This is a genomic window from Pseudomonas sp. 18-147 (genome assembly GCF_051048045.1).
In the GTDB taxonomy this organism is placed as follows: Bacteria; Pseudomonadota; Gammaproteobacteria; order Pseudomonadales; family Pseudomonadaceae; genus Pseudomonas; species Pseudomonas aeruginosa.
Genome location: NZ_CP182296.1, coordinates 3,344,990 through 3,371,249 on the forward strand (window position 1 = coordinate 3,344,990; position 26,260 = coordinate 3,371,249).

Sequence of the window (26,260 nt, forward strand, 5' to 3'; positions counted from 1 at the left end):
TCGTCCTCCTTAGAAGGTGTAGGCCGCGCCGAGGTAGTAGAAGGCGCCGTTGAAGCTGATCTGCGAGGCATAGGTGTCGTACTGGTTGAAGCCGAGGTAGGCGCTCTCGGCCGGCAGCTTGTCGGGCTTCACGTCGAACAGATTGTTGGCCCCGGCGCTCAGGGTCAGGTTGCGGCTCGCCGCATAGCGCAGGGCAACGTCGGTGATGTACTTGGGCGAATTCTCGAAGCGGTTGAAGACCGTGGTCGAATAGGCATGCTCGCCGGTGTAGTAGTCCAGTTCGGAAACCGTCTTGCTGTAGCGCGTTTCGCGCAGGGTCAGGCCCCAGCGCCGGTAGCTCCAGTCGGCCTGCAGGCTGACCTGGCTGCGCGGCGTGGAGCTGGTGATCCAGGCCTGCTGCTGGTCGTTGAGCAGCGGCTGGCCGTTGCGCCCGCGATGATTCCTGACCAGCTTCGTGCGATTGACGTTGGCGCCCAGGCGCCAGTCGATCCGGCCCCACTCGCCGAGCCGGGTCAGGTAGCTGGCGGTGAGGTCGAGGCCGTGGGTACGGGTGTCGGCGCCGTTGGTCATGTAGTGGGTGCTGACCTGGGTCAGTCCGGCCGGGATGCTGATCCCGCCGGCGCGCAGCGCATCGATCGCCGGCTGTCCGGAATAGGTGGCACCGTCGACGATGCGGTCGCGGATCTCGATGCGATAGGCGTCGATGGCCAGGTTCAGGTCCGGCAAGGGATCGAGCACCAGGCCGAGGTTGTAGCTGATCGATTTTTCCGGCTCCAGGTCTTCGGCGCCGAGCAGCCTGGCCGCCGGCGAGTTGACCGCCAGCAGGCCGCTGGCGATGGTCGGCGAGACGCCCAGGCTTGTGTAGTTCTCCTGGGCCAGCGACGGCGCGCGGAAGCCGCTGCTGAGACTGGCCCGCGCCGATACCTCGGGGCTGAAGCGGTAGCGGCTGGCGAGCTTGCCGTTGGTGGTGCTGCCGAAGTCGCTGTAGTGCTCGTAGCGCGCCGCCGTCTCCAGTTGCCAGCGCTCGTCGAGGGCGATGGACAGGTCGAGATAGGCGCCGAGCACGTCGCGGCTCCACTGTCCGGCGGTGGCCGGCGCCTGCCCGGGGAGTGCCTTGGAACCGCCGTTGTAGTAGGACCAGGGATCGCCGGCCTCGACCTCGTAGAGCTCGCGGCGCTGCTCCAGGCCCCAGGAGAAATTCAGCGGCGCCGGCAGCCAGGCGAGGTCGAAGTCGCGGCGCAGGTCGAGATTGTTGGTCCACTGGGTGGCCTTGTAGCGCGCCAGGTCGAAGGAGCGCGGCGAATCGCCGGTCTCGCCGTAGAGGGCGAGGTTGATCGAATGGTCCATGCCGATCTCCGGGCGGTCGGCACCGTAGGTCGAACTGAGGTCCCAGTCCCAGGCGCCGAACAGCTCGCCGCCACGGGCGCCGAGGGTCAGCGAATAGTCGTCCTCGTCGCTGGTGATGCGCGGGGTGAAGCCGTTCGGATAGAGTCGCGGCGCCAGGGACGGCAACTGGTAGATCTGCGCCGAGGACACCGAGCGATGGGTATAGGTGGCGAAGCTGTACAGCTCGACGTTGTCGCCCAGCGCCACGCCGGCGTTGTAGGCCAGCGCCTGGCGGTGCAGCGAAGGGTCGCCGATGGACGGGTTGCCGTAGTGCCCGGTACGCTGGTCGATGCCGGCGCGGATGGTCCGCGCCTGTTCGCGGAACTGCGCGCTGAGGTTGAGGAAACCGCTCTCGCCGAAACGCAGGCCGCCATTCACCCCGCCGTTCTGGGTCAGGCCGTCGCCATCGCCGTAGCGACCGTTGTCGTAGGCGAGCCGGCCGCCGTGGTCGGCCGACTTGAGGATGACGTTGATCACCCCGGCGATGGCGTCCGAGCCGTACTGCGCCGAGGCGCCGTCGCGCAGCACCTCGATGCGCTCGATGGCGGCGAGCGGGATGGTATCCAGGTCGACCCCGGTGGAGCCGCTCTGCAGCCCGCCGCTGACATTGATGTTGGCGGTCTCGTGACGGCGCTTGCCGTTCACCAGCACCAGCACGTGGTTGGGACTCAGGCCGCGCAGCGACTGCGCGTTGGTCAGCGCCGAAGCGTTGTAGGCCTGGGCCTGGCGCGACAGCGAGGGCAGCAGGCGCACCAGGGCGTCGCGCAGGTCGCCGCTGCCACTGTCGCGCAATTGCTCGGCGCTGACCACATCGATCGGTGCCAGGCTCTCGCCGGCCTTGACATCGGCCTTGCGGGTGCCGGTGACCACCACCGTGGCCAGGGTCCCGGCGGGCTTCGCCGCCGGCAGCGCGGCATCCGGCGCCGTGGCGCGTTGCAGGCTGAGCACGCCGGCGGCGCTGCGGATGTATTCCAGGCCGCTGCCCTGCAAGGCCCGCTGCAGCGCCTGCTCGACGCTGTAGGAGCCCTGGATCGCCGGTGCCGGCAGGCCCTCCACCAGGTGCTGGTCGAAGGCGATCGGGGTGCGACTCTGGCGGACTATGCTCAGCAGTACCTGGGCCAGTTCGCCGGCCGGGATGTCGAAGCGCTGGATCTCGGCGCTGCTGGTGGCGCGGACCTCCTCTGCCGCCGACTCGCCGGGCTGGCCAAGGCAGGCCAGGCCGACCGCGCAGAGCACGGGGACAAGTCGAAGACGTGGCGAACGCGGGTTGGACATGGTCGGTTCATCCTTGATCGGTTGCGGATGCCACCGAGTGCAATTGCCCGTACCGATTTTCAGCCGCGCGGCAGACCGATTGCGCATAAGGTTATGCCTCGCCCTCCCGAGCCCGGCAGCGCCAGACACTGACCGGGATTTCGCTGACCTGTCCGTCGGCCTGCATGCGCCGCTCGGCGATCCGCCCGAGGCGGACGAAGAATTCCTCCAGGCGCGTCGCCGGCACCAGCGGTGCGAAATAGGTGCCGAAGGTGGCGGCGTGGAAACGCTGGTATTCGGCGGAGTCGGCGACACGCAGGACCGCCGGGCGGGAGACGATGGAGTCGACCCGGTAGTGTCGTTCGACGCGTTCGCGCAACGCCTCCCGGCCACGGGTGCGGGTGCCCATCGGCAGCAGCCCGGCTTCCGCGTAGAGCGCCGCCACCCGTTCCGGCGCAGCCAGGCCCATCTCGACCAGGGCCTGGGCGACCAGGTCGTCCTCGCCGCCGAGGCCATCCTCGGCGAACGGATGGTGCGAGGTGAACAGGAATACCCCCTGCGCCTCGAGGTGCCGCGCGACCCACCGGAACAGCCGCTCTTCATCGGGATACAGCCAGTGCAGCACGGCGGTCATGCTGATCAGCTCGAAGCGTTCCGCCAGCGGCGGCAGGTCGAGCAGGTCGCCCTCCAGCAGACGCGCCTCGACGCCAGCCCCGCGCAACTGCGCGCGCGCCTGCTCCAGGCGTAGCGGCGAACGCTCGATGCCCCACAACCGTTGCAGGCCGGGCCAGCGCCGGGCGCCGCCGAGCAGCAGCGAGCCGATGCCGCAGCCGAGATCGAGCAGGCTGCGCGGCTCGATGCCGGCGCGGTCGAGCACCCAGTCCTGGTCGCGACGTTGCAGCAGTTCGCTGGAATCCTGGTAGCCGTCCAGGCTGCGCGCCTGTTCAATGATCGCGTTCATGTACGCCTGCTCCTTGGTTGAGGCTGTCCGCCGTGATGGTCCATACGCAGCCGTGGCCTTGCGGCTCTTCGTAGAGCCGCCAGTCGGCGCGGCAATCGCTGGCGGCGACGAACGCCGACAGCAGCTTGGTGCAATAGGTGCAGGCCGACTCCAGGGTGATCGGCACGCCTCGGGCGCGGGCGCGCTCGCGGTAGTCCCAGATCGCGCAGTGACGGTTGTGGAATACCGCGCGCCCGTCAGCCTCGGCCTGCACCTCGAAACGCGAACCGTAGAGCGCGGCCTGGCGTGCCAGACGGTCGGCGGCGCTGGCCGGATCGCCCCGCCCCGCCGGTTCCAGCGCGCGATAGATCCGCGCGGTGGCGCGCGCCCAGTCGTCGAGCCGGTAATCCGCCGGGCGCGCGACGATGAACTGTTCGATCAGCGCCTGGGCGCGGAAGAACACCGCCTGCCAGGCTTCGGCGCGCAGGTCGTCGGTCGCCGGCAGATCGGCGAATATCCGCGCGCTGGTCGCCACCCAGTCCCCCAGGTCTTCACGCCGATGGCGCTCGGCGACGTAGGCGGACATCGCCGCGTGCACCTCGAACACCCGCTGTCGCCAGAGCGTCGCCTGCACCGCCGGATCGCGTTCGACGGCGCTCATCGGAGCGCCTCCCGGTGGCTGGCGAGAAACCCCAGCAGGTGCTCCAGCACGGCGTCCGGCGCGTCCTCGGGAAGCATGTGGCTGGCGCCGATGGCGGCGCCCTCGACCTGCCCGGCCCAGATCTTCCAGATTTCCAGCGGATGCTGCCCGGCGGCGTAGGGGCGCTCCTGCCAGAGCACCTGGACCGGGCATTGCAGGCGCCGGCCGGCGTCGCGATCGGCCTGGTCGGCGTCGGCATCGACGCCCACCGCGGCCCGGTAGTCCTCGCACATCGCATGGCGCACGGCGGGGTCGCGGAACGCCCGGCGGTAACTTTCCAGCGCCTGCGGGTGGTAGATGTCGCGGCCCTGGGCCATGCGTCGCAGGGTGTAGTCGAGGAAGTGCTCCGGATCGGCGCCGATCAGGCGCTCCGGCAGGTCGTACGGCTGGGCGAGGAGGAACCAGTGATAGGCGTTGAGGGCGAAGGCCTTGTTCACCGCGGCCCAGTTGTCGAGGATCGGCACCACGGTCAGCGAGACGAAGGCCGCGACCGCTTGCGGATGGTCCAGCGCCAGGCGATAGCCGACCCGCGCGCCGCGATCGTGGCCGATCACCGCGAAGCGTTCGAAGCCTAGCTGGCCCATCGTTTCCAGTTGGTCGCGGGCCAGCGCGGCCTTGGAATAGTCGGCGCCCTCCTCGTCCAGCGCCCGCGATTCGCCATAGCCGCGCAGGTCGGCGAGGACCACGCTGTAGTCCTCGGCCAGGCGCGGAGCGATGCGATGCCAGGCCAGGTGGGTCTGCGGATAGCCATGCAACAGCAGCAGCGGCGGGCCGCTGCCCTTCACGGCGACGCGGAGGCGCGCGGCGGAGGTGTGCAGGGTCAGGTAGTCGAAGCCGGGCAGCAACGGATCGGTATTCATGGGCGGCGCCTCACAGGATGATGCTGATGCGCCGCTGGGCGCTGATGGTCTCGTGGTCCAGGCGGATCTCCCGCGAGACGATGCGCAAGCCCCCGGGGCCGTCGCGCAGGACATGACTGGCTTCGCCGACGAAGCTCCAGGCCTCGCGGTTGCGGAACTGATGGACGACGAAGTTGCTGCGGCTGCTGACCAGTTCGCCCTCGACCCGCTTCAGCCGCACGTTGCCCACCAGGCGGCGGGTGCGCGAGCGCGGCTGCTCCATCCAGGTATGCCCGCCGAGGATGCTGTCGACCCGCTCGCGCAGGCGCACGTGGTCGTCGTCGATGATGTACAGGCTGTCCTCCGGCGCCTGGCCGGCCAGTTGCTCCTGCAAGGGCAGCACCCGGTAGCGTGCGGCGCGCTCGAACAGCGCGAACCAGGTATCCAGCAGGCGGTCGTCGAGCAGCTCGGCTTCGGCGACGAGGAAATCGCTGACCCGCGCCAGCAGGTCGCTGTCGGGACGGGACAAGGCAAGGCTCATGAGTATCCTCCGCTAAGAAAGTGCCGCTCAGAGGCTGATGTCGACCCCATGGCGGGTCAGCCAACGGTCCAGGTTCAGCAGGTAGGCCAGGCCGGCGGTCGGGCTCGCCGAGGCACGCGGGCTGGGCAGCGGCGTGCCCTGTTCGAGAGCCTGGCGGACCCGCCCGGCGTCCACCAGTTCGAACAGCGGCGAGCGGCCGTCGTCGAGCAGGCGGCCGACCCGCTCGCGCAGCAGCGCCAGGTAACGTGGGTCGGGGTTGGCCGGGAAACCGCTCTTGCGCCGCTCCAGGATCGCCTGCGGCAGGTGCCCGCGCAGGGCCCGGCGCAGCAGGCTCTTGCTTTCCCCGGCGACGCTCTTCAGCGCCCAGGGCAGGTTCCATACGTACTCCACCAGGCGGTGGTCGCAGAACGGCACGCGCACTTCCAGGCCGACCGCCATGCTCATCCGGTCCTTGCGTTCGAGCATCGCCGGCAGCCAGCGGCTCAGCGCCAGGTAGGCGACCTCGCGCTGGCGTCGCTGGGCGGCATCCTCGCCATCCAGCCGCGGCACTTCGGCGAGGGCCTCGCGGTAGCGCGCCCGGATGTATTCCGGCGCCGCCACCCGTTCGGCGACCTCCCGCCGCAGCAGTTGCCAGGGCCCGCTCTTGCCGGCCAGCCAGGGGAAGCCGTCGTGTGCGAGGGCGCTCGGGTCGTGGAAGAACGGGTAGCCGCCGAACACCTCGTCGGCCGACTCGCCCGACAGTGCCACCGTGGTGTGCTCGCGGACCTGGCGGAACAGCAGGTAGAGCGAGGCGTCCAGCTCGCCCCAGCCGGGCAGGTCGCGGGCCTGGAGCACCGCCTCGTCCTGTTCCAGCACCTCTTCCGGGGCGACCAGCACGGTACGGTGCGGCGTACCGAGGAAGTTCGCCGCCAGCTGCGCATAGGGTTCGTCCCAGCTGCTTTGCCAGGGCGTCGGGACGAAGCCGCGGCCTTCGCCGGGGAAGTCCACGGAGAAGGTCGGCAGGCGCCGCGCGTCGCCATCCAGCGCGGCCACCGCGAAGGCGCTGATGGCGCTGGAGTCGAGCCCGCCGGAAAGCAGGCTGCCCAGCGGGACGTCGGCCACCAGTTGCTCGGCCACCGCCTCGCGGAGCAACTGGCCGGCGCGTTCGGCGCTGTCCTCGGCGCCCTCTTCGTGACGTTCCGCGCGCAGCGCCCAGTAGACCAACTCGCGCACACCATTGCGGTCGAAGCGCAGCGCCTGGCCCGGCCGGACCTGGCGCAGGCCCTTGTACAGGCCGTGGCCGGGAGTCGGCGCGGTGGTCAGGGCGAACAGCTCGGCGATGCCGCTGGCGTCGAGCACCGGGTTGGCCTCGGGGTTGGCGAAGATCGCCTTGGGTTCCGAGGCGAACAGCACGCCTCCGGCGGTCGGGTAGTAGTACAGCGGCTTGACCCCGAAGCGATCGCGCACCAGCCACAGGCTCTGCTCGCGCTCGTCCCACAGGGCGAAGCCGTAGATGCCGCGGAGGCGGGCGAAGGAAGCCTCGCCCCATTGCAGATAGGCGCGCAGCACCACTTCGGTGTCCGAGCGGGTGCGGAAGACCTGGCCCAGCGTCTCCAGCTCGGCGCGCAGCTCGCGGAAGTTGTAGACCTCGCCGCTGTAGGTCAGCGCCACCCGCCCACCAGCCTCGGCAAGCATCGGTTGAGCGCCGTTCTCCAGGTCGATGATCGCCAGGCGCCGATGGCCGAGCAGCGCGTGCCGCGACAGCCACAGGCCTTCGGCGTCCGGCCCGCGCGGGGCCAGGGTACGGGTCATGCGTTCGAGGATGCTGCGCTGCTCGCCGAGGTCGCGGCTCCAGTCGGTCCAGCCGGTGATTCCACACATGGATGACGTTCCTTGCAGTGACCCTTTATTCCCCGCGTAGCCAGGGCGGCGCGCAGGGATCTGCAGGGAGCGATGGTTGAAGACGGCTCAGACGGCCACGGCGAGACGCCGCAGGGCGGCGGGCTGCTGCCCGAGCCGGCGGCTCCACTCGCGCCAGAAGCCGCGGTTCTGCTCCTCGTCGACGTGGCGGCGGGTTGCCGGTCCCATGCCGCGGGAAAAATCGCTGTAGCCGAGGGCGGCGTGGGCGTAGGCGCGCTGACAGGATTCGAGGATCTCGACGTCGTCGGGGGTGCCGAAACCGCCCGGGCCGATGAACGAGATCAACCCATTGATCCGCGCCGCCCGCTCCTCGCGGGTCTCATCGGCGAAGCCGGCGCCCCATACGGTGACGCTGACCTCATCGGCGGCAGTCGGGAAGAACGAGCGGATGTTCAGGCCGAGGATGTCGTTGATCACCAGGTTGGGAAAGATGAACAGGCTTTTGTTGGTGTGGGCGATGTCCTCTGCTCGCGCCTGCCCGAAGCGTTCCACCAGGCGTTCGAACTTGGCGGCGATGGACGGCTTGAGCGCTTCCGGGAACAACGGGCTCCAGTAGGCGATCGGCCGTCCGGTGGACGGCGGGCCGCTGATGATCAGCGCGTGGCCGTTGCCCAGCGCCTCGCCGCGACCGTGGCGCTTGTGCGACTCCGGATCGGTGCCGAGGGTATTCAGGTATTCCAGGTAGCGCTTGTGGGCGAACGGCAGGTGGTAGGCGTCCACGCCGTTTTCCGCGAGCAGCTTCCAGTTGGCCTTGATCGAATGCTCGAAGCCACCGGGGATGATCTCCAGTTCCGCCTCGGACTGGTCGCAGATCAGGTCGATATAGTCCTTCGCCTGGCCCAGGTAGGTTTCCAGGGACGGTTGCCGGGCGGCGTAGTGGATGAACAGGAAGTTGCGGTAGACCGCGTGTTTCACCCGTGTCAGGGACAGCTCCGGATGGCATTGCCCGGCATGCTGGTAGGCGGCCTTGTCCGGCAGGCCGATCAGGCTGCCGTGGCTGTCGTAGGTCCAGCCATGGTAGGGACAGGTGAAACGCTGGCTGTTGCCCTGGCGCTCGGCGCAGACCTTGGCCCCACGGTGCGCGCAGGCGTTCAGGTAGACCGCCGGCTCGCCATCGGCGCGACGCTGGATGATCAGGTTGCGCCCGCCGACGTCGCGGGTGATGAAGTCGCCGGGCTCGCGCAGTTCGCTGAGGTGGGCGGCATACAGCCAGCTGTCGTCGAATATCTCGTGCAGTTCGCGCCGGTGCAGTTCCGCGGAAACATAGGCCTGGCGCCTGACCCGGAAGTAACTTGCGTCGTCGGTCTCGATATATTCACTCACCGCCTAACCTCCGTGTAACGTTGACAACCCGGCAACGGGGACGGAGGAAACCTAGCACGGGGAAAATCAATTCCGGCAGACTATTTATTCATTAGCTAATAACTCGTAACCCCATGAAAAAAGACAAAATAATTATTTCCCTCGACGACTGAAAATTCCTCCCGCTCATTGCACTCATGCTTTTATGAGGGGTCGCCCCGTTCAACTCTTCAGGTTCACCAGGTCGAGCAGGTCGGCACCGGCCTTGATCTCCTGCAGGACGATTTCCGAGCGGATGTCGGTGACGCCGGCGGCGCGGTTCAGCTTGTTCACGATGAAGTCCGAATAGTGCTTGAGGTTGCGCGCCCGGACCCGTAGCACATAGTTGGTGGCGCCGGTCACCACATAGGCGGTGACCACCTCCGGCCAGTCCCGGACCCTGGCGATGAACGCCTCGTGCCAACCCTCGACGTCCTGGCGCAGCGACACATGGACGATGGCTTCCAGCTCCACGCCCAGTCGCTCGGCATCCAGCTCCACCGAGTAGCCGCGGATGATCCCCTCGCTTTCCAGCAGGCGCAGCCGGCGCAGGCAGGCGGATGGCGAGAGGGAGACCTTCTCCGCCAGGTCCTGGTTGCTCATCCGCCCGTCCTGCTGCAGGTGACGGAGAATGCGCAGATCGATGGCGTCCAGGGACATGTGCAATTCCTATCAGAATGAATAGCTATCTTCGAATTTTGTGCGAACAGATTGCCATGCGACCTTGCATTTCGCACGAAAATTCTCCGAAATCTCGTTCATTATCATTCGCTGGACTTCCGGAGAAAAACAATGACTTCGCTCCGCTACTGGGACATCAGTCCCGCCCTCGACCCGAACACGCCGACCTGGCCCGGCGACACGCCGTTCCAGCAGGAATGGGCGGCGCGGCTGGACGAGCAGTGCCCGGTCAACGTCGGCCGGATCACCCTTTCGCCGCATACCGGCGCCCACGTCGACGGCCCCCTGCACTACCGCGCCGACGGCCTGCCCATCGGCCAGGTGCCGCTGGACATCTACATGGGACCGTGCCGGGTGATCCACTGTATCGGCGCTAACCCGCTGGTGACCCCCGAACACCTCGCCGGCCAGCTCGACGACCTGCCCTCGCGGGTGCTGCTACGGACCTTCGAACGGGTCCCGGCGAACTGGCCGGAAGGCTTCTGCGCTATCGCTCCGGCCACCATCGAGTGCCTCGCCGAGCGCGGCGTCAGGCTGGTCGGCATCGACACCCCGTCGCTCGACCCCCAGCACTCCAAGACCCTCGACGCCCACCACGCGGTGGGCCGCCACGGCATGGCGATCCTCGAAGGCGTGGTCCTCGACGACGTGCCCGCCGGCGACTACGAACTACTCGCCCTGCCGCTGAAATTCACCCACCTCGATGCCAGCCCAGTGCGTGCCGTGCTGCGCGCCCTGCCTACCGCGGAGTAACCGATGACCACTCGTGACGACTGCCTGGCGCTCGACGCCGGCGATCCCCTGGCCGACCTGCGCCAACTGTTCGCCCTGCCCGACGGCGTGATCTACCTCGACGGCAACTCCCTCGGCGCCCGCCCCCGGGCCGCCGTGGAGCGCGCCGCCGAAGTGGTCGCCGCGGAATGGGGCGAGGGGCTCATCCGCAGCTGGAACAGCGCCGACTGGCGCGGCCTGCCGGAGCGCCTCGGCGACAAGCTGGCGCCCCTGATCGGCGCGCGCGCCGGCGAAGTGGTGATCACCGACACCACATCGATCAACCTGTTCAAGGTGCTCAGCGCCGCCCTGCGGATCCAGGAGGAAGACGCGCCAGGGCGCAAGGTGATCGTTTCCGAATCGAGCAACTTCCCCACTGATCTGTACATCGCCGAGGGCCTTACCGACATGCTCCAGCGCGGCTACCGGCTACGCCTGGTAGATGACCCGGAGCAATTGCCGGCGGCGATCGACGCGGATACCGCGGTGGTGATGCTCAGCCATGTCAACTACAAGACCGGCTACCTGCACGACATGCGCGAGGTCACCCGCCTGGTCCACGAAAACGGCGCCCTGGCGATCTGGGACCTGGCCCACTCGGCCGGCGCGCTGCCGCTGGACCTGCACGCGGCCGACGCCGACTACGCCATCGGCTGCACCTACAAGTACCTCAACGGCGGCCCCGGCTCGCCGGCCTACGTGTGGGTCGCGCCGCGCCTGCGCGAGCGTGTCTGGCAACCGCTGTCCGGCTGGTTCGGTCATTCCCGCCAGTTCGCCATGGAGCCGCGCTACCAGCCCGGCGAAGGCATCACCCGGTTCCTCTGCGGCACCCAGCCGATCACCTCGCTGGCCCTGGTCGAATGCGGCCTGGATATCTTCGCCCGGACCGACATGCAGCGCCTGCGCGACAAGTCGCTGGCCCTCGCCGATCTGTTCATCGAATTGGTGGAAAGCCGTTGCGAACGCTTCGGCCTGACCCTGGTGACCCCGCGCGAGCATGCCCGGCGCGGCAGCCATGTCAGCTTCGAGCATGCCCAGGGCTACGCCATCGTCCAGGCCCTGATCGACCGGGGGGTAATCGGCGACTACCGCGAGCCGGGCATCCTGCGCTTCGGCTTCACCCCGCTGTACACCCGCTTCGTCGAGGTCTGGGATGCGGTGCAGGCGTTGCTGGAAATCCTCCAGAGCGAAGCCTGGAAAGAGCCGCGCTACCAGGTCCGGCACAAGGTGACCTGAGTCCCGCCCGCGCGGACCGCGCCGGTATTCCCGGGGCGGCCCGCGAGCACCCACCGCTCTCGCGCACAGGAGCCCGCGACCGGCACCCGCACATCGCCACCGACGTTCCCTCGGCAATTCATAAGAACCCCAATAAGATTCCAGAGGACATCCAGATGAACGACCCCCAGGGCTTCGAGGCCATCTCGCGCCGCGAACAGGGCCTGCAACGGCGGCTCTCGGCCGCGCAGATGAGCATGATCGCCATCGGCGGCGCCATCGGCACCGGCCTGTTCATGGGCAGCGCCTTCGCCATCGGTTTCGCCGGCCCCAGCGTCCTGCTCAGCTACGCCATCGGCGCGCTGATCACCCTGCTGCTGATGGGCTGCCTGGCGGAAATGACCGTGGCCCATGCCACCCCCGGCTCGTTCGGCGCCTTCGCCGAGCACTACGTCGGCCCGCTGGCCGGGTTCCTGGTGCGCTACGCCTACTGGGCGGCCATCGTCCTGGCGGTGGGCACCGAGGTCACGGCGGTGGCCATGTACATGAAGTACTGGTTCGCCGGTATCCCGGAATGGGTCTGGATCATCTCCTTCTCGACCCTGCTGATCGGCCTGAACGCCAGCAGCGTGAAAGCTTTCGGCAACTTCGAATACTGCTTCTCGACACTGAAGATCGCCGCCATCGTCGCCTTCATCCTGCTCGGCGCCTACCTGGTGTTCGGCTCCGCCAACCCGGCCTACGGCGTGCACAACTACAGCGCCCACGGCGGCTTCTTCCCGCACGGCCTGAAAGGCATGTGGATCGCCGTGGTGGTGTCGATCTTCAGTTATCTCAGCGTGGAGATGATCGCGGTCGCCGCCGCCGAGGCCGAGCATCCGGAACAGGCGGTGAAGTCGGCGTTCCGCTCGACCATCGTGCGCCTGGTGGTGTTCTACCTGCTGACCCTGGCGCTGATGCTCGCCATCGTCCCCTGGGACCAGGCCGGGCAGAGCCAGAGCCCGTTCGTCACGGTGATGCAGGCGATCGGCCTGCCCGGCGCCACCGGAGTGATGAACTTCGTGGTGCTGGTGGCCGCGCTGTCGGCGATGAACAGCCAGCTCTACATCACCACCCGGATGATGTTCAGCCTGTCGCGCGCGGGGCACGCGCCGAAGGGCCTCGGCGAACTGAGCCGCCAGGGCGTGCCGCTGAACGCGCTGCTGCTGTCGAGCGTCGGTATCGCCCTGGCGACCCTGCTCAACCTGGTCTACCCCGAGCAGTCCTTCACCCTGATGATGGCGGTGTCGATGTTCGGCGCCCTCTTCACCTGGCTGATGATCTTCTTCACCCACCTCTGCTTCCGCCGCCACCGCGCCCGCCACGGCGGCGCGCCGCTGGCCTTCCGCATGCGCCTGGCGCCCTGGTCGACATTGCTCGGCCTGGCGCTGATGGCGGCGATCCTGGTCACCACCTTCTTCACCGAGGCGTTCCGCATGACCCTGGTCTTCGGCGTGCCGTTCCTCGCGCTGCTCAGCGCACTCTACCTGGTCTTCGTCCGCAAGCCCGGCAGGGATTGTCCGATAGAACGGGCAACGCCCTAGGCGCTCTCCGCCCTGCGAACCTGGCGCGCAGGGCGAAGCCCGACCGGCGCGCCCTTTCCGGACCGGGCGGTTCCGTTTCCCATACCTTTTCCGTCGCACAAAAAGCATTACCCGCCGGCCGCCGCGACTCCGTAGCGTAGTGCCCAACCGGACGTTCCGGCCCGCGGCGCGCCGCGGCCGGCGCGCTCCCGTCAGGGACGAAGTGGCGGCACGCCCAGCCATCGAGCGCACTGCATCGCTCTGCCCTGTGGGGACGCAGACGTCGTCAGCCATGAGGGGAACACGATGCATCCGACCTTTTCGCGGGTCCTGCTGGCCGCCGCACTGGCCGCCGCCGGCAGCCCTGCCGTCGCCACCGAAATCCAGCTCGAGCAAGGCTGGAACGCCGAGCAACGCGCCTCCTGGTACGACGCCTCGCTCGGTTCGCGGCTGCTGCCGCTGGCCTGGGCCCAGGCGCTGGAACGTCCGGACAGCGAGGAGCGCCTGTTCTCCGAAGACAACGCCCGGCGCCTCGGCTTTCCCCTGCGCAACTGGCAAGGCGGCGAACTGCGCCTGCCGCGCGGCTTCGCCCTCGACCAGCAGGACGACAGCCAGTTCTCCGACACCCGCCTGCGCTGGAAAGCCCGCCAGTCGTCCAGCGAACCCTGGGTCGGGCTGAATTGCGCCGGCTGCCACTCCACCGACATCAGTTACCGCGGCAGCGAACTGACCGTCGACGCCGGCGCCACCCTGGCCAACGTCCAGGCGATCTTCGACGAAGTGCTCGCCGCGCTGCGCCGCACCAGCGACGACGGCGACAAGTTCGCGCGCTTCGCCGGCAACGTCCTCGGCAGCGAGGACAGCCCGGCCAACCGCGAGCTGCTGAAGGCCGCCCTGGTCAAACGCGCGGCGCTGATCGACACCCTGCTGAGCATGTCCGCGACCGACCTGCAACCCGGCCCGGGGCGCCTCGACGCCACCGGCCAGTCACTCAACCGCGCGGCAATCAACTCCGGCGCCCGCCATCTGCAAGCGAACCCGACCGACGCGCCGACCAGCTTCCCGGCACTGTGGCACACGTTGCAGATGGACAAGCTGCAATCCAGCGGATTCGTGCCCAACGTCAAGGTCCTCGACCTCAACGGCCAGGTCTTCGACCTCGGCTACCTGGCCGGCGACATCGGCGTGGTCCAGGGCGACTACGGCGACGTGGTCAGCCATCCGCTGTCCGGCCTGGAGGGCTACATCTCGAGCATCCGCGTGGACAACCTGACCCGTGTCGAGGGCCTGATCCACAAGCTCAAGGCGCCGGCCTGGCCGAGCCAGCTGTTCGGCGCCCCGGACAGCGCCAGGCTGGCCCAGGGCAAGCGCCTCTACGAGGAGAACTGCGCGGCCTGCCATGCGAGCATCGGCCGCGACGACCTGCAAACCCCGATCAAGGTCCGCCAGGTGCGCCTGAAGGCCCATGGCGACGACGCGCCGATCGGCACCGACCCGTGGATGGCCTGCAACACCTTCACCTTCAGCAGCCCCAGCGGCAACTACTTCGGCCTGTTCCGACCGTCCCTCGGCACCCCCAGCGGCGTCGGCATCGTCGGGCGGACTTCGAAGATCGCCGACATGCAGGTCCCCGAGGTGTTCCAGATCATGCTCGGCAAGAAAGGCCAGCTGGCCGACGGCATCGCCGAGATCATCCACGCCATCGTCACCGGGCAGCAGACCCTGCCCGGCTCCGACAGCCTGCAAGCGCTTCCCACCGGGCAACTGCTGCTGGCCGGCGGCGACCCGGCCGGCAGCCAGGCGCCGAGCCTCGCCGCCGGCGAAGTCCCCGCCGACAAGAGTGCGCGCAAGGACTACTGCCTGAACACCGAGCATCCGTTCCTCGGCTACATCGCTCGCCCGCTGAACGGCATCTGGGCCACTGCGCCCTACCTGCACAACGGTTCGGTGCCGTCGCTGTACGACCTGCTGCTGCCCCAGGAGCAACGGCCGACCACCTTCTACACGGGCAGCCACGAGTTCGATCCGAGCCGGGTCGGCTACCTCACCGGGCCCGGCCCGGACAACGCCTTCCTCTTCGACACCCACCTGGAAGGCAACTCCAACGCCGGCCACGACTTCGCCCGCGAGTACGACGAAAGCCAGCGCCTGGCGCTGCTCGAATACCTCAAGACCCTGTGAGCCGGCCCCGCCCACATGCCCAATAGAGAGAACCGCCCGATGACCCTATCGCAACTCAGCCTTGCCATCCTTTCCGTCCTCGCCGGTGCCCCGGCATTCGCCGACGACAGCGGCGTCGACCTCGACCAGGGCTGGAACCAGACCCAGAAGACCGCCTGGCTGGAAGCCGGCCAGGGCTCGCGGATGCTGCCGCTGGCCTGGCTGGTGGCGCTGGAGCAGCGCGCCAGCGAAGAACCGCTGATGTCCGACGCGCTGATCCGCCAGTACGGCTATGTCCCGCACACCCTCGGCGGTTCCAGCGTGAAGGTGGTGCAGGGCTACGCGGTCGACCGCAGCGACGACAGCGACCTGACCTTCACCAAGCTGCGCTGGAAGGCCCTGCAGGGCTCCAGGGAACCCTGGGTCGGACCGACCTGCAGCATGTGCCACACCTCGCACATCAGCTACCAGGGCACCCAGTTGACCGTCTACGGCGGGCAGACCATGGGCGACCTCGCCGGCTTCCAGCTGGAGATCCTCGGCGCCCTGCAGAGCACCCGCGCCGACACCGCCAAGTTCGAGCGCTTCGCCCGCAAGGTGCTCGGCGCCGACGGCCTGGTCAGCGGCTACAACGACGCCAACAAGGCGCGCCTGCAGGCAGCCCTGGACGCCACCATCGTGCGCCTGCGCGACGGCTCGCACTTCAACCTGCCGCACGATCCCGAGTTCGGCCCGGGGCGCCTGGATGCCATCGGTTCGATCTTCAACTCGGTGGGCTACGAACTGCACGCCGACGAGCAGATCTACGGCGCCGAGGACGCCCCCGTGAGCTATCCGTTCCTGTGGAACGTACCGCAGCTGGACCGCGTGCAGTGGACCGGCTTCAACCCGAACCACATCAACGTGGTCGACATCGACAACCGCAAGTTCGACGTCGGCGCCCTGGCGCGCAACGCCGGCGAGGCGGTCGGGGTATTCGCCGACGTCAAGGTGCTCAGCCCGATCCAGTCGGCGCTGCACATCGGCTACCCGTCGAGCATCAACGTCGACAACCTGATCCGCATCGAAGACCAGCTCGGCCAACTGAAGCCGCCGGCCTGGCCGAACCAGCTGTTCGGCGCCCCGGAGCCGACCAGGGTCGCCGAGGGCCGCGAGCTGTACCGGCAACATTGCTCCAGTTGCCACACGCCGCTGGACCGCAACGACCTGCGGACCCCGGTGAAGACCGTGCTCACCCACCTGCAGGCGCGCGGCGAGGTCGCGCCGATCGGCACCGACCCGTGGACCGCCTGCAACAGCATCGCCCAACTGAAGACCGGCTATGTGCGCGGCAAGCCCTACCTGTCCTTCGTCGGCACCGGCCAGCGCGGTTTCTACGGCAAGCAGGCCTATGCGGTGGACGTGCTCCAGGAAGTGGTGGTCCAGGCCCTGGCCGCGCGCGGCCTGAGCGTCGCCCTGGGTGCCTTCCAGACCGCCGCCCTGGGCATCTTCGACGGGCAGTTGCCGCCGCTGATCAGTCCGGTGCCGGACAGCCCCGACGCCGACAGCGTCGAAGCGACCGCCGCGGACGCGCCAGGCGCCCTGCTCCTGGCCGAAAACGTCGCGGCCGACAGCGACAAGGCCCGGCGCCTGGAGCAGTGCCTGGCGATGACCAGCGACCTGATGGCCTACAAGGCGCGCCCGCTGAACGGTATCTGGGCCAGCCCGCCCTACCTGCACAACGGCTCGGTGGCGACCCTCTACGACCTGCTGCTGCCGCCGGACCTGCGGCCGCGGACCTTCTATACCGGCAGCGTCGAGTTCGACCCGGTCAACGTCGGCTACATCACCGATGCCGGCGGCGCCAACCGCTTCCTCTTCGACAGCGGCAAGCCGGGCAACGCCAATGGCGGCCACGACTACGGCAACGCGCAGTTCAACGAGCAGCAGCGCCGCGCCCTGGTCGAGTACATGAAGACCCTCTGAAGCCCCTCGCGCGGCCGGCGCTCCCGGCCGCCTCCCTCAACCGGCGGCGACCCGCCGCGCGGTCTCGACGAAGCATTCGAACTGGGTGTCGCTGGCACGAAGCCGCGAAGTCGGCGACACCGCCAGCCCCACCGGCAGGCGGAAGCCTTCGTTGACCGCCGCCGGCAGAGCGGTGAAGGCCACCCCCGGATAGGCGAACTTGGTCAGCGACAACGGTAGGAAGGCGAAGCCGTCGCCGCTGGCGACCTGGGCCAGGAGAATGCTCAGGTCGTTCGGCCGCACGCTGCGCCGGGGCGCGAAGGCAGCGGCATCCATCGCATCGTTCATGAACTGGCTGTAGGCGGGAAACAGCGAGTCCTTCGGTACCAGCAGCGGCTCGCCAATCAGGTCGTTCAGCGACCAGTCGGGCGCCAGTCGCCGGTGCAGGGTTTCCGACAGGGCGATGACGTGCTCGTAGCTGCCGATCTCCATCAGCTCGTATTCGCGCACCACCTTCGGCGGCGCGCCGATGATCGCCGCGTCCAGGGACGACTCGCGGACCAGGCTGAGCAGGTCCAGCGATGGCGCCCAGGATGGCGAAACGGCGCTGCACACCCGCGCTTCCTTCAACTGCCGGGCCAGCTCGCCGGACCAGCCGGGATCGAGGTAGCGGCTGAAACCGATGTGCAACTGGCGGTCGTCGCCGTCGCCGATGTCGCGGGTCAGCGCCTTGGCCTCGGCGATGATCTTCACCGCGCGGCAATGCACCACCCTGCCCACCTCGGTCAGGCTCACCCCGGCCGGACCGCGGACGAACAGCGCCTCGCCGATGTGCACTTCGAGCGCCTGGATCTGCCGCGACAGCGACGGCTGCGAAACGTGCAGCACCTCGGCGGCCTGGCCGATGCTGCCGTACTCGGCGACACAGGCGAAATACATCAGCTGGCGCAACGAAGGCATCGCCTTCGACCAGTTGATGATCGGGAAACTGGCATCGGTCACGGACATTGCGTACATACCCCTCGCTGGCAACACGGGTCGGATCGGCACGGGCAGGGAAACCCCGGGACGGCGCGACGAACGACCGCCGGCAGCCTGCTTCCGAAAGCCGTTTCGCGGCAGAAGAACGAAAGATAGGTAGCGGAGATGACAGGAAGCGCGACGTTCGGGGCCGGGACGCTCTTCATGGGCGGCGTCTTGTTCCCGCGCCGCCAGTATAGCCAGGCGGCATGGGGAACTGGCCATGCGGCGCGCCACCACCGCGGGCCACCCTCGCCGTTCGGATAGGTCCCCTTGCCAGGTCGGACCGAAGCTGCCAGGGACCGTCGCAAGCGCCGCGCCGTGGGCACCGGCCACGAACGCAGGCCACCTCGTCGGCAGCGGCTGAACCGCTTCGTCTTTTCGTGAACCGCTTCCGTGTCGGCGGAGCGCCAGGGGGTCTACGCTGAGTTTTTCAGGATCAGGAGTACCGCCATGCTGGATCACGACCTGACTGTCGCCCTGCTCTGCCGTCTCAACCAGAACCAGAGTGCCCTCGGCATGGCCCTGGAGGAGCTGGCGATCTGGGCGAAGCGCCATGAAGGCGGCGAAACCTACGATGTCGTCATGAACCACCTGCAGACCCTGGAGCGCAATGCCGACTTCGTCGCCGAGGCCATCGTCGTCCTGATGGCGGATCGCTGAAGCGCGCCGCCCCCGTACGAGCGGACGAGCCTGCGCGGTGTGCTGGGCACGGTGCGCAGTAAAATCTTCAAGATTTTTCTTACAAGGCAATAGGACTCGTCCAAGTTACCTCGCCCATAGCTCCCGGTACCCTCGCCCGTTACACCTTCCAAGCACCAACGGGATCTCCAGGGCTTATGCTTCTTCGAACCATCAGTGTGGAAACTGCCGAGCAGACGGAACTGAATGCGGCCTTGTTGTGTGGTTTCGCCATTCCCGCCAGCGACCGCAACTTCATCGCCTACAGCCTCAACGAACAGGTCGACGAAAACGACTCGCGCGTCTACATCGCCTCCCTGTTCAAGACCGACGACGGCTTCCGCCTGGGCCGCCTCGACACCGACGAGGCCTGCGAGGCGGCCATCCAGGTGTTCCGCCAGCTGGTCCGCGAAGCCACCACCGGCAACCGCCGGACCAGCGACCTGGCCTACCACCTCATCGACCTGCAGGACGCGGCCATCGCCCCCTCGCGGCGGGAAGAACACCGCTCCCTGGTGCTCGAGCGCGAGTGGGTGATGAAGCTCGTCACCTTCGAGTCCCCCCATGGCTACGGCCCCGCCCTGGATGGCGAGGAACCCTGCGCGGACGTCCCGCCGCTCGTCCATGAGGCCCTTTTCGAAGACGCCGCTCCCGATGTCCTCGCCGCGGACGATGCGGACGAGGCCTCGGACGGGCCGGCGGAGCCCATCGACGAGCCCGAGGCGGCGGAAGACGAAACCGTCACAGAGGCCGGCTGCGTCGAGCCCGAGCTGCGGCCGGAGGCGGAAACGGCAGTGCCCGAGGGTCGGGCGCCAGCCGAGTTCCCGGCGAATGCGGAGCAGTCCGCCAAGGTAGCGGATGCCGAGGCCATCGGCGCCTTCGTCGACAACGCCAGTCATCTTCGCGAGGAGCTTGCCGACCTGGCGCAGCTGCTCCACCCCGCGCTGCACGCCGCCGACGCCACGGGCAGCGCCAACCTTCCGTCTCCAGACGCCGCCGAGGAATCCTCCATGCCCCCGAGCCCCTCCCCCCTCGCCGCTTCCGCACCCGCGCCGGAACCGGTATCGGCCAGGGTCCCCAGCCTGTCGCTGCGCCTCCGGGTGCCGCCCGCACGCCTGGCCAGCGCCGAGGGCGAGGCCGACGCCAGAGAGGCGCCCACCCAGGCCGCCGCCGTCATTCGCCAACCCGAGGATGAAGCCCACGTGGATACGGATACCGCGCTCGATATCGGCAACGATACCGAGCATCTGCTACAGGACGTGCAGGGCACCCTGGCCGACCTCGCCGGCATGGCCCAGCAACTGAGCCAGCAGAAGCAGGAAGCGCTCAAGCAGCAGGAGTCGCTGGAGTCGCTCCAGACGCAATTGCACGAGAAGGAGCGGCAATTGCAGGAAAAGGAAAAGCAGCTCCGGCAGTGGCACAAGCGCCTGCAGGACGACCGCCAGGCGCTGGAGCGGGAAACCGAGCAAAGCAACCGTCTCCTGGCCGAGCGCAGCGCGGCCCTGCAACAACTCGCGGAAAGCGTCGAAGCCCGCGAGCGCAGCAGCGCGCGGCGAGCCGAAGTACTGCAGATCGAACAGGAACGCCTCGAAGAGTTGCGCAGCCAGCAGAACCTGCGTCAGGCCGAACTGGAAAAGCGCGAAGCCAGCGTCCAGCAGCGCAGCCTGGAACTCGGCGAGCGCTTCAAGAAGCTGGAAAGCGCCCGCGAGAAGCTGGCGCAGATCGTCAAGGGTTTCAACGAGACCGTACAGTTCAATACCGCTCTGCACGCCATCAGTCATACCGGGTTGAAGCGCCAGGAAGAGAGCGCAGCCGAACTGGAATAAGGTTCTCCTCCGGCAAAAGGGCGCGGCGCCGATACTGGCCCGCGCCCTTTTTCATTCGCCCAGCTGCGCCCGGCCGCTCGCCCTTGGGACGCGGTGCCGCCGGCCAGTTCACCGGCGCGCAGAGCAGTTGTGCGCCGGACAGCGCCGGCAGGCGCACCCATTCGGGAAACTCCAGGTCGTAGCAGACCATCACCGCGATTCGCCCGAAGCGGGGAGCGACCACCGGCGCAGGCCCTGGCACAAGGCCATGGGAAGGACGGAGTGTCGGCAAGCGAAGACGGGAAGGGAATCAGTCAGGTCAAATAATCAGTTCAGCATTTTCTGAACCATACGCAGGGCGATCGCTGAACCGAGGGTCGCCGAGGCACCGCGTGCGCCCTTCTGACGCCCGCTCAAGGCCGGCGCGCAGCATGGCCTTCGGCGGAAACCTGGGGCGCCTGGGTCTGCCCCGCCTCGCGCTCCAGCAGATCGCGCAGGCGCTGCGCATCCAGCGGTCGGCTGAGCAGGAACCCTTGCAGTTCGTGGCATTGCTCGTCGCGCAGGATGTGCATCTGCCCTTCGGTCTCCACGCCCTCGGCGGTGACCCGCAGGTTCAGGGCGTTGCCGAGATTGATGATGGCCTGCACGATCGAACGGTCGCGCCCGGTCTTCTCCATGCTGGCGACGAAGCGCTTGTCGATCTTGATGCTGTCGAAGGGATAGGTGCGCAGGTAGCCGAGCGAGGAATAGCCGGTACCGAAGTCGTCCATGTTGAGGCGGACGCCCAGTTCCTTGAGGGCCGTCATGGTCCGCAGCGCGCCGTCGACATCGTTGAGCATGACGTTCTCGGTCACCTCCAGCTCCAGCCGGCGGGCATCCAGGTGGGCCAGGCGCAGCGCCTCGCGCACCTGCCAGACGATATCGCCGGTCATGAACTGCGCCGGCGACACGTTCACCGAGACCATCACCTCGCCCGGCCAGGAGGCGGCGGTGGCGCAGGCCTCGCGCAGCACCCAGTTGCCGATCTGCACGATCAGGTCGCTTTCTTCCGCCAGGCCGATGAACTCGTCCGGGCCGATCAGCCCGCGGTGCGGATGGTTCCAGCGGATCAACGCCTCCGCCGAGGCGATCGTCTGTTCCTGCGCCAGGAAACGCGGCTGGTAGTACAACTCGAACTCGCCGTTCTGCAAGGCGGCGCGCAACTCGGTCTCGCGCAGCTTCTTCTCGGCGAGATGGGAGTCCATCGCTTCCAAGTAGAAACGCCAGGTATTGCGCCCCGCGGCCTTGGCCTCGTACATCGCCACGTCGGCGCAACGCAGCAGGCCCCGCGGATCGCCGCCGTGCTCCGGCGCCAGGGCCACGCCGATGCTGGCGCCGACATGGAAGCTGTGCCCTTCGTAGGCGACCTCGCGGTTGATCACGTCGATCAGCCGGCTACAGAACTTCTCGATTTCCAGCTTCGACGACACGTGGGTACTGACCACCACGAACTCGTCGCCGCCGAGCCGGGCAACCATGTCCTGGTCGCGGGTCGAGGCGCGCAGCCGTTCGGCGATGGCGTAGAGCACCGCATCGCCGGCGGGATGGCCGTGCTGGTCGTTGATCGGCTTGAAGCGGTCGAGGTCGAGCATCAGTACCGCTACCGGCGACTTGCCAGCCTTTTCCGCCAGCAGGCGTTCGAGGAACTGGAACAGCTTGTTGCGGTTCGGCAGGCCGGTCAGGGCATCGTGCAGGGACAGATGCTGGATCTTCGCATGGGCTTCGACCTCGTCGGTGATGTCGGCCGCCGTGCCGCGATAGCCGCTGGCGACGCCGTTGCGGATCGCGCTGGCGCTCAGCTTGCCGACCCGCGCCTGGCCCTGGCTGTCGCGGAAAGCGCAGACCAGGCTGGACGGCGCACCGGCATCGGGCAGCCCTTCCAGCCACTTGACGATGTTCACCGTATCGCTATCCAGCAACTCGTCCAGCCGCCGCCCGATCCAGGCCTCCGGCTGGTAGCCGGTGACGTCGCGGAAGCGCACGGAGAGATAGGTGAAGACGAAATGCCCGTCGACTTCCCAGATCCAGTCCGAGGCCGCCTCGGCTATCGACTTGAAACGTTCCTCGCTGGCCAGCAGGGCCTGGTTGCTGCGTTTCAGGACCTTCTGCTGGCGATCCACCGCGCGGGCGTTGAGCACGGCGCTGCGGCTCAGCCAGAACAGCAGCCCGGCGGCGAGCACGAAGATTCCCAGCAGCGGCAACGCGGTCTCCCGCAGCATGGCGCTACCCGGACGCGACGACACCCAGGCCAGGCGATGGGGAGTGCCCTCCAGGGCAAGGCTTTCCTTGTCGCCCGCCGCGCCGCCGGCCAGCAGGTGCAGGTTGGCGATGCCGTAGTCGCCGCCGAGCTTGGCCAGCTTCGCCGGGGTCAGCCGGTCGACGAAGACCATCACCGAGGCCTTGGCCAGGTCGATGGGCGCATGATCGCTGGTGGGCTTGATCGCCGAGGCGACCAGGATCGCCGGTGCGCCGTCGAAGTCGACGTAGCGGCTGATCGCCGCCTCGTCCACCGCGGCACGGCGTGCGGAGCGGAGGATGTCCCCGGTGTCGGCGTTCAGCGAGTCGGCCAGCGAGCGTTCGGAAAGCTCGCCCTCGAGCATGGCGTAGCGAGTGCCACGGTCATCGATGACGAAGACGCCGTCGTAGCCATTGGTGGTGTAGAGCACCGAGCCGAGGTTGTTCTTGGTGAAGGCCCAGTCCACGTCGACCCGGTTTCCCAGATAGACGTAGGCGTCGGTCCAGAAGGAATAGGTGGTGGAGAACTGCTCGGAATTTTCCCGGCGATTCTGCAGCGCCTTTTCCACGTAGAAATGGCTCTGCTCGATGGCGATGTCGTCCTGGTGCCTGGCGATGTGCAGGATCGCCCAGCCGCATGCACCGAGGGCGAGGAAAAGGGCGGCCAGGAACATTAGGAGATGCTTGGAGACCTGGGAGACTGCGGTACCGCTGGCAATCGCTGAAGCAAGCATCGATTCGCCATCCTTGTGACCGTATAGGTGCGGGCCTTGGTCACTGTCTTATAGTTAAGCATCCAGGGGGCGTCAAAAACCCCGCTTGGCAAGCGCATCGGCGCCGAAGATGCGGCTGCCGCTCCCGCAAAGGCGCGCGCCGCCGCTGGCCTCGGCGGCGCGCGGCGGCTCTCAGCGGCCCTGCCTGGCGACGATCGCCTCGGCCACGCTGGCCGGTACCTCGGCATAGCGGACGAACTCCATCGAGTAGCTCGCGCGCCCCTGGGACATCGAGCGCACGTCGGTGGCATAGCCGAACATTTCGCCCAGCGGGACCTCGGCACGGATCACCTTGCCCGCCGGGGTATCCTCCATGCCCTGGATCAGGCCACGCCGGCGGTTGAGGTCGCCCATCACGTCGCCCATGTAGTCCTCCGGGGTCACCACCTCGACCTTCATCACCGGCTCCAGGAGCACCGCTCCGCCCTTCTGCGAGAGTTGCTTGGTGGCCATCGAGGCGGCGATCTTGAACGCCATCTCGCTGGAGTCGACGTCATGGTAGGAGCCGTCGTACACCGTCGCCTTCAGGCCGATCAGCGGGTAGCCGGCGAGCACACCGTTCTGCATCTGGTCCTCGATGCCCTTCTGGATCGCCGGGATGAACTCGCGGGGAATCACCCCGCCGACCACCTCGTTGTGGAACTCCAGGCCTTCCTGCCCCTCGTCGGCCGGAGCGAAGCGGATCCAGCAATGGCCGAACTGGCCGCGGCCGCCGGACTGGCGGACGAACTTGCCCTCGATCTCGCAGGTGTTGCGGATGGTCTCGCGATAGGCCACCTGCGGCTTGCCGATATTGGCTTCGACGCCGAACTCGCGGCGCATGCGGTCGACGATGATGTCCAGGTGCAACTCGCCCATCCCGGAAATGATGGTTTGCGCGGTCTCCTCGTCGGTCTTCACGCGGAACGACGGGTCTTCCTGGGCCAGCTTGCTCAGGGCGATGCCCATCTTCTCCTGGTCGGCCTTGGTCTTCGGTTCCACCGCCACCGAGATCACCGGATCGGGGAAGTCCATGCGTTCGAGGATGATCGGCTTGTCGATGGCGCACAGGGTGTCGCCGGTGGTCACGTCCTTCATGCCGATCAGCGCGGCGATGTCGCCGGCGCGCACTTCCTTGATCTCGTCGCGCTGGTTGGCGTGCATCTGCACCATCCGCCCGACCCGCTCCTTCTTGCCTTTCACCGAGTTGAGCACCGCGTCGCCGGAAGTCAGCACCCCGGAATACACGCGGGCGAAGGTCAGGGTGCCGACGAAGGGGTCGGTGGCGATCTTGAACGCCAGCGCCGAGAAAGGCTCGTCGTCGTCCGCATGGCGCTCGTCGTGCTTCTCTTCGTCGTCCGGGTCGGTGCCCCTGATCGCCGGGATTTCCGACGGAGCCGGGAGATAGTCGATCACCGCGTCGAGCACCAGCGGCACGCCCTTGTTCTTGAACGAGGAGCCGAGCACCGCCGGTACGATCTGGTTGGCCAGGGTCCGCTGGCGCAGCCCGGCCTTGATCTCCTCGATGCTCAGTTCCTCGCCTTCCAGATACTTGTTCATCAGTTCGTCGTTGGCCTCGGCGGCGGCCTCGACCATGTGCGCCCGCCACTCCTCGGCCAGCGCCCGCAACTCCGCCGGGATCTCCTCCTCGCGGTAGCTGGTGCCCTGGTCGTCATCGTTCCAGTAGATGGCCTTCATCTTCACCAGGTCGATCTGCCCGCTGAAGTTTTCCTCCGCGCCGATCGCCAGCTGGATCGGCACCGGGACATGGCCCAGGCGTTGCTTGATCTGCGCGACCACGCGGAGGAAATCGGCGCCCTGGCGGTCCATCTTGTTCACGTAGGCCAGGCGCGGCACATGGTACTTGTTGGCCTGGCGCCAGACCGTCTCGGACTGCGGCTCGACCCCGTCGGCGCCGCTGAACACCACCACCGCGCCATCGAGCACGCGCAGCGAGCGCTCCACCTCGATGGTGAAGTCGACGTGGCCGGGGGTGTCGATGATGTTGAAGCGATAGCGGTGCGGGAACTGCTTGGTCGAGCCCTGCCAGAAGGCCGTGGTCGCCGCCGAGGTGATGGTGATGCCGCGCTCCTGCTCCTGGACCATCCAGTCCATGGTCGCCGCGCCGTCATGGACCTCGCCCATCTTGTGGTTGACGCCGGTGTAGAAGAGGATCCGCTCGGTCGTCGTGGTCTTGCCGGCGTCGACGTGGGCGACGATGCCGATGTTGCGATAAAGCTCGATGGGAGTGGTGCGAGCCATGATCTGCCCCTTGGGTGCTGCCCTGGATGATGGGAACGACTGCTGAAAGAAAAATGTAGCTGAAGAAAGGACGCCACAGCACCGCCGCGACGCCTGCTTTTCGACCTCGGCAGAGGGGACTGGTTCTGCCGCTCCGGCCCGCCGACGAAAGGCGCGACGGCAGGGCTTGTTCCCAGCGGACATAAACTCATGGCGCAAAGGTCTAAGCCGTCCCTGGAAAATCCCCCGGCTCG

Annotated in this window: 18 protein-coding genes and 1 pseudogene; 7 read left to right on the forward strand and 12 right to left on the reverse strand. The window is 67.7% G+C overall.

The annotated features are described in order from the left end of the window. Window positions 1-9: 9 nt before the first annotated feature. The 8 genes from ACM0M4_RS15940 to kynR all read right to left on the reverse strand — a co-directional run bounded on the left by ACM0M4_RS15940 (window position 10) and on the right by kynR (window position 9,560). Entirely contained in the window at window positions 10-2,661 is a 2,652-nt protein-coding gene (locus ACM0M4_RS15940) for a TonB-dependent receptor (protein WP_115288803.1), read from the reverse strand. 91 nt (window positions 2,662-2,752) lie between these two features. Continuing rightward, window positions 2,753-3,601 carry a class I SAM-dependent methyltransferase gene (locus ACM0M4_RS15945; RefSeq protein ID WP_054376328.1) on the reverse strand — a complete coding sequence of 283 codons (849 nt, stop codon included), beginning with the start codon at window positions 3,599-3,601 and terminating at the stop codon, window positions 2,753-2,755. Beyond that, window positions 3,585-4,241, reverse strand: coding sequence for a hypothetical protein (locus tag ACM0M4_RS15950; protein ID WP_003109668.1), 657 nt, complete (start codon window positions 4,239-4,241; stop codon window positions 3,585-3,587). The genes ACM0M4_RS15945 and ACM0M4_RS15950 overlap by 17 nt, the downstream gene beginning before the upstream one ends. After that, entirely contained in the window at window positions 4,238-5,140 is a 903-nt protein-coding gene (locus ACM0M4_RS15955) for an alpha/beta fold hydrolase (protein WP_023084310.1), read from the reverse strand. The genes ACM0M4_RS15950 and ACM0M4_RS15955 overlap by 4 nt, the downstream gene beginning before the upstream one ends. A 10-nt stretch (window positions 5,141-5,150) precedes the next feature. Then, window positions 5,151-5,660 (reverse strand): aromatic-ring-hydroxylating dioxygenase subunit beta, encoded by a 510-nt coding sequence (locus tag ACM0M4_RS15960; protein ID WP_003105327.1) that lies wholly within the window; start codon window positions 5,658-5,660, stop codon window positions 5,151-5,153. A 27-nt stretch (window positions 5,661-5,687) separates the two neighbouring features. After that, a complete protein-coding gene (gene asnB, locus ACM0M4_RS15965; protein WP_003105325.1) occupies window positions 5,688-7,520 on the reverse strand; it encodes an asparagine synthase (glutamine-hydrolyzing) in 1,833 nt (610 codons plus the stop codon). Window positions 7,521-7,607: 87 nt separating this feature from the next. Next, complete coding sequence (locus ACM0M4_RS15970; protein WP_003142518.1) at window positions 7,608-8,882, reverse strand: aromatic ring-hydroxylating oxygenase subunit alpha; 1,275 nt, start codon at window positions 8,880-8,882, stop codon at window positions 7,608-7,610. 201 nt (window positions 8,883-9,083) lie between these two features. Then, window positions 9,084-9,560: a kynurenine pathway transcriptional regulator KynR gene (gene kynR / locus ACM0M4_RS15975; RefSeq protein WP_003088777.1), complete on the reverse strand. Its 477-nt coding sequence runs from the start codon at window positions 9,558-9,560 to the stop codon at window positions 9,084-9,086. Window positions 9,561-9,692: 132 nt separating this feature from the next. On the opposite strand from kynR, the gene kynB reads away from it, so the two are divergent. The 5 genes from kynB (at window position 9,693) to ACM0M4_RS16000 (ending at window position 17,254) form a co-directional block, all read left to right on the forward strand. Then, a complete protein-coding gene (gene kynB, locus ACM0M4_RS15980) occupies window positions 9,693-10,334 on the forward strand; it encodes a kynurenine formamidase KynB (RefSeq protein ID WP_003114853.1) in 642 nt (213 codons plus the stop codon). Between the two features lie 3 nt (window positions 10,335-10,337). Further along, window positions 10,338-11,588 carry a kynureninase gene (gene kynU, locus ACM0M4_RS15985; RefSeq protein WP_003114854.1) on the forward strand — a complete coding sequence of 417 codons (1,251 nt, stop codon included), beginning with the start codon at window positions 10,338-10,340 and terminating at the stop codon, window positions 11,586-11,588. Between the two features lie 155 nt (window positions 11,589-11,743). Next, a complete protein-coding gene (locus ACM0M4_RS15990; RefSeq protein WP_003088769.1) occupies window positions 11,744-13,150 on the forward strand; it encodes an amino acid permease in 1,407 nt (468 codons plus the stop codon). Between the two features lie 285 nt (window positions 13,151-13,435). After that, window positions 13,436-15,310, forward strand: a complete 1,875-nt coding sequence (locus ACM0M4_RS15995) for a (7S,10S)-hydroperoxide diol synthase (RefSeq protein WP_054376327.1) — start codon at window positions 13,436-13,438, stop codon at window positions 15,308-15,310. A 39-nt stretch (window positions 15,311-15,349) separates the two neighbouring features. Beyond that, entirely contained in the window at window positions 15,350-17,254 is a 1,905-nt protein-coding gene (locus ACM0M4_RS16000; RefSeq protein ID WP_221345400.1) for a 10S-dioxygenase, read from the forward strand. Window positions 17,255-17,290: 36 nt separating this feature from the next. Here the strand turns inward: ACM0M4_RS16000 and ACM0M4_RS16005 are convergent, their stop codons facing one another. Continuing rightward, window positions 17,291-18,193 carry a LysR family transcriptional regulator gene (locus ACM0M4_RS16005; protein WP_003139628.1) on the reverse strand — a complete coding sequence of 301 codons (903 nt, stop codon included), beginning with the start codon at window positions 18,191-18,193 and terminating at the stop codon, window positions 17,291-17,293. Window positions 18,194-18,706: 513 nt separating this feature from the next. Between ACM0M4_RS16005 and ACM0M4_RS16010 the strand changes: the two genes are divergently transcribed. Both ACM0M4_RS16010 and ACM0M4_RS16015 read left to right on the forward strand, forming a co-directional pair. Then, on the forward strand, window positions 18,707-18,916 hold the full coding sequence (locus tag ACM0M4_RS16010) for a hypothetical protein (protein WP_003088759.1): 210 nt from the start codon (window positions 18,707-18,709) through the stop codon (window positions 18,914-18,916). Window positions 18,917-19,092: 176 nt separating this feature from the next. Next, window positions 19,093-20,760 carry a hypothetical protein gene (locus ACM0M4_RS16015; RefSeq protein ID WP_054376325.1) on the forward strand — a complete coding sequence of 556 codons (1,668 nt, stop codon included), beginning with the start codon at window positions 19,093-19,095 and terminating at the stop codon, window positions 20,758-20,760. A gap of 28 nt (window positions 20,761-20,788) precedes the next feature. On the opposite strand, the pseudogene ACM0M4_RS16020 reads toward ACM0M4_RS16015, so the two are convergent. From ACM0M4_RS16020 to fusA, 3 genes and pseudogenes are all read right to left on the reverse strand, one after another. Then, window positions 20,789-20,992: pseudogene (locus ACM0M4_RS16020) on the reverse strand (nitrilase-related carbon-nitrogen hydrolase); the annotation flags it as partial. A gap of 160 nt (window positions 20,993-21,152) precedes the next feature. After that, on the reverse strand, window positions 21,153-23,747 hold the full coding sequence (locus ACM0M4_RS16025) for a bifunctional diguanylate cyclase/phosphodiesterase (RefSeq protein WP_115288804.1): 2,595 nt from the start codon (window positions 23,745-23,747) through the stop codon (window positions 21,153-21,155). 171 nt (window positions 23,748-23,918) lie between these two features. Then, window positions 23,919-26,027 (reverse strand): elongation factor G, encoded by a 2,109-nt coding sequence (gene fusA / locus ACM0M4_RS16030; RefSeq protein ID WP_003088751.1) that lies wholly within the window; start codon window positions 26,025-26,027, stop codon window positions 23,919-23,921. Window positions 26,028-26,260 lie beyond the last annotated feature (233 nt).

What these genes read in the sequence shown, in the direction of transcription:
- ACM0M4_RS15960 (WP_003105327.1), bottom strand. Translation starts at nt 5,660, where the DNA reads ATGAGCCTTGCCTTGTCCCGTCCCGACAGCGACCTGCTGGCGCGGGTC.
- ACM0M4_RS15955 (WP_023084310.1), bottom strand. Translation starts at nt 5,140, where the DNA reads ATGAATACCGATCCGTTGCTGCCCGGCTTCGACTACCTGACCCTGCAC.
- ACM0M4_RS15950 (WP_003109668.1), bottom strand. Translation starts at nt 4,241, where the DNA reads ATGAGCGCCGTCGAACGCGATCCGGCGGTGCAGGCGACGCTCTGGCGA.
- kynR (WP_003088777.1), bottom strand. Translation starts at nt 9,560, where the DNA reads ATGTCCCTGGACGCCATCGATCTGCGCATTCTCCGTCACCTGCAGCAG.
- ACM0M4_RS16000 (WP_221345400.1), top strand. Translation starts at nt 15,350, where the DNA reads ATGACCCTATCGCAACTCAGCCTTGCCATCCTTTCCGTCCTCGCCGGT.
- asnB (WP_003105325.1), bottom strand. Translation starts at nt 7,520, where the DNA reads ATGTGTGGAATCACCGGCTGGACCGACTGGAGCCGCGACCTCGGCGAG.
- kynU (WP_003114854.1), top strand. Translation starts at nt 10,338, where the DNA reads ATGACCACTCGTGACGACTGCCTGGCGCTCGACGCCGGCGATCCCCTG.
- ACM0M4_RS16015 (WP_054376325.1), top strand. Translation starts at nt 19,093, where the DNA reads ATGCTTCTTCGAACCATCAGTGTGGAAACTGCCGAGCAGACGGAACTG.
- ACM0M4_RS16010 (WP_003088759.1), top strand. Translation starts at nt 18,707, where the DNA reads ATGCTGGATCACGACCTGACTGTCGCCCTGCTCTGCCGTCTCAACCAG.
- ACM0M4_RS16005 (WP_003139628.1), bottom strand. Translation starts at nt 18,193, where the DNA reads ATGCCTTCGTTGCGCCAGCTGATGTATTTCGCCTGTGTCGCCGAGTAC.
- ACM0M4_RS15995 (WP_054376327.1), top strand. Translation starts at nt 13,436, where the DNA reads ATGCATCCGACCTTTTCGCGGGTCCTGCTGGCCGCCGCACTGGCCGCC.
- ACM0M4_RS15990 (WP_003088769.1), top strand. Translation starts at nt 11,744, where the DNA reads ATGAACGACCCCCAGGGCTTCGAGGCCATCTCGCGCCGCGAACAGGGC.
- ACM0M4_RS15945 (WP_054376328.1), bottom strand. Translation starts at nt 3,601, where the DNA reads ATGAACGCGATCATTGAACAGGCGCGCAGCCTGGACGGCTACCAGGAT.
- fusA (WP_003088751.1), bottom strand. Translation starts at nt 26,027, where the DNA reads ATGGCTCGCACCACTCCCATCGAGCTTTATCGCAACATCGGCATCGTC.
- ACM0M4_RS15940 (WP_115288803.1), bottom strand. Translation starts at nt 2,661, where the DNA reads ATGTCCAACCCGCGTTCGCCACGTCTTCGACTTGTCCCCGTGCTCTGC.
- ACM0M4_RS16025 (WP_115288804.1), bottom strand. Translation starts at nt 23,747, where the DNA reads ATGCTTGCTTCAGCGATTGCCAGCGGTACCGCAGTCTCCCAGGTCTCC.
- kynB (WP_003114853.1), top strand. Translation starts at nt 9,693, where the DNA reads ATGACTTCGCTCCGCTACTGGGACATCAGTCCCGCCCTCGACCCGAAC.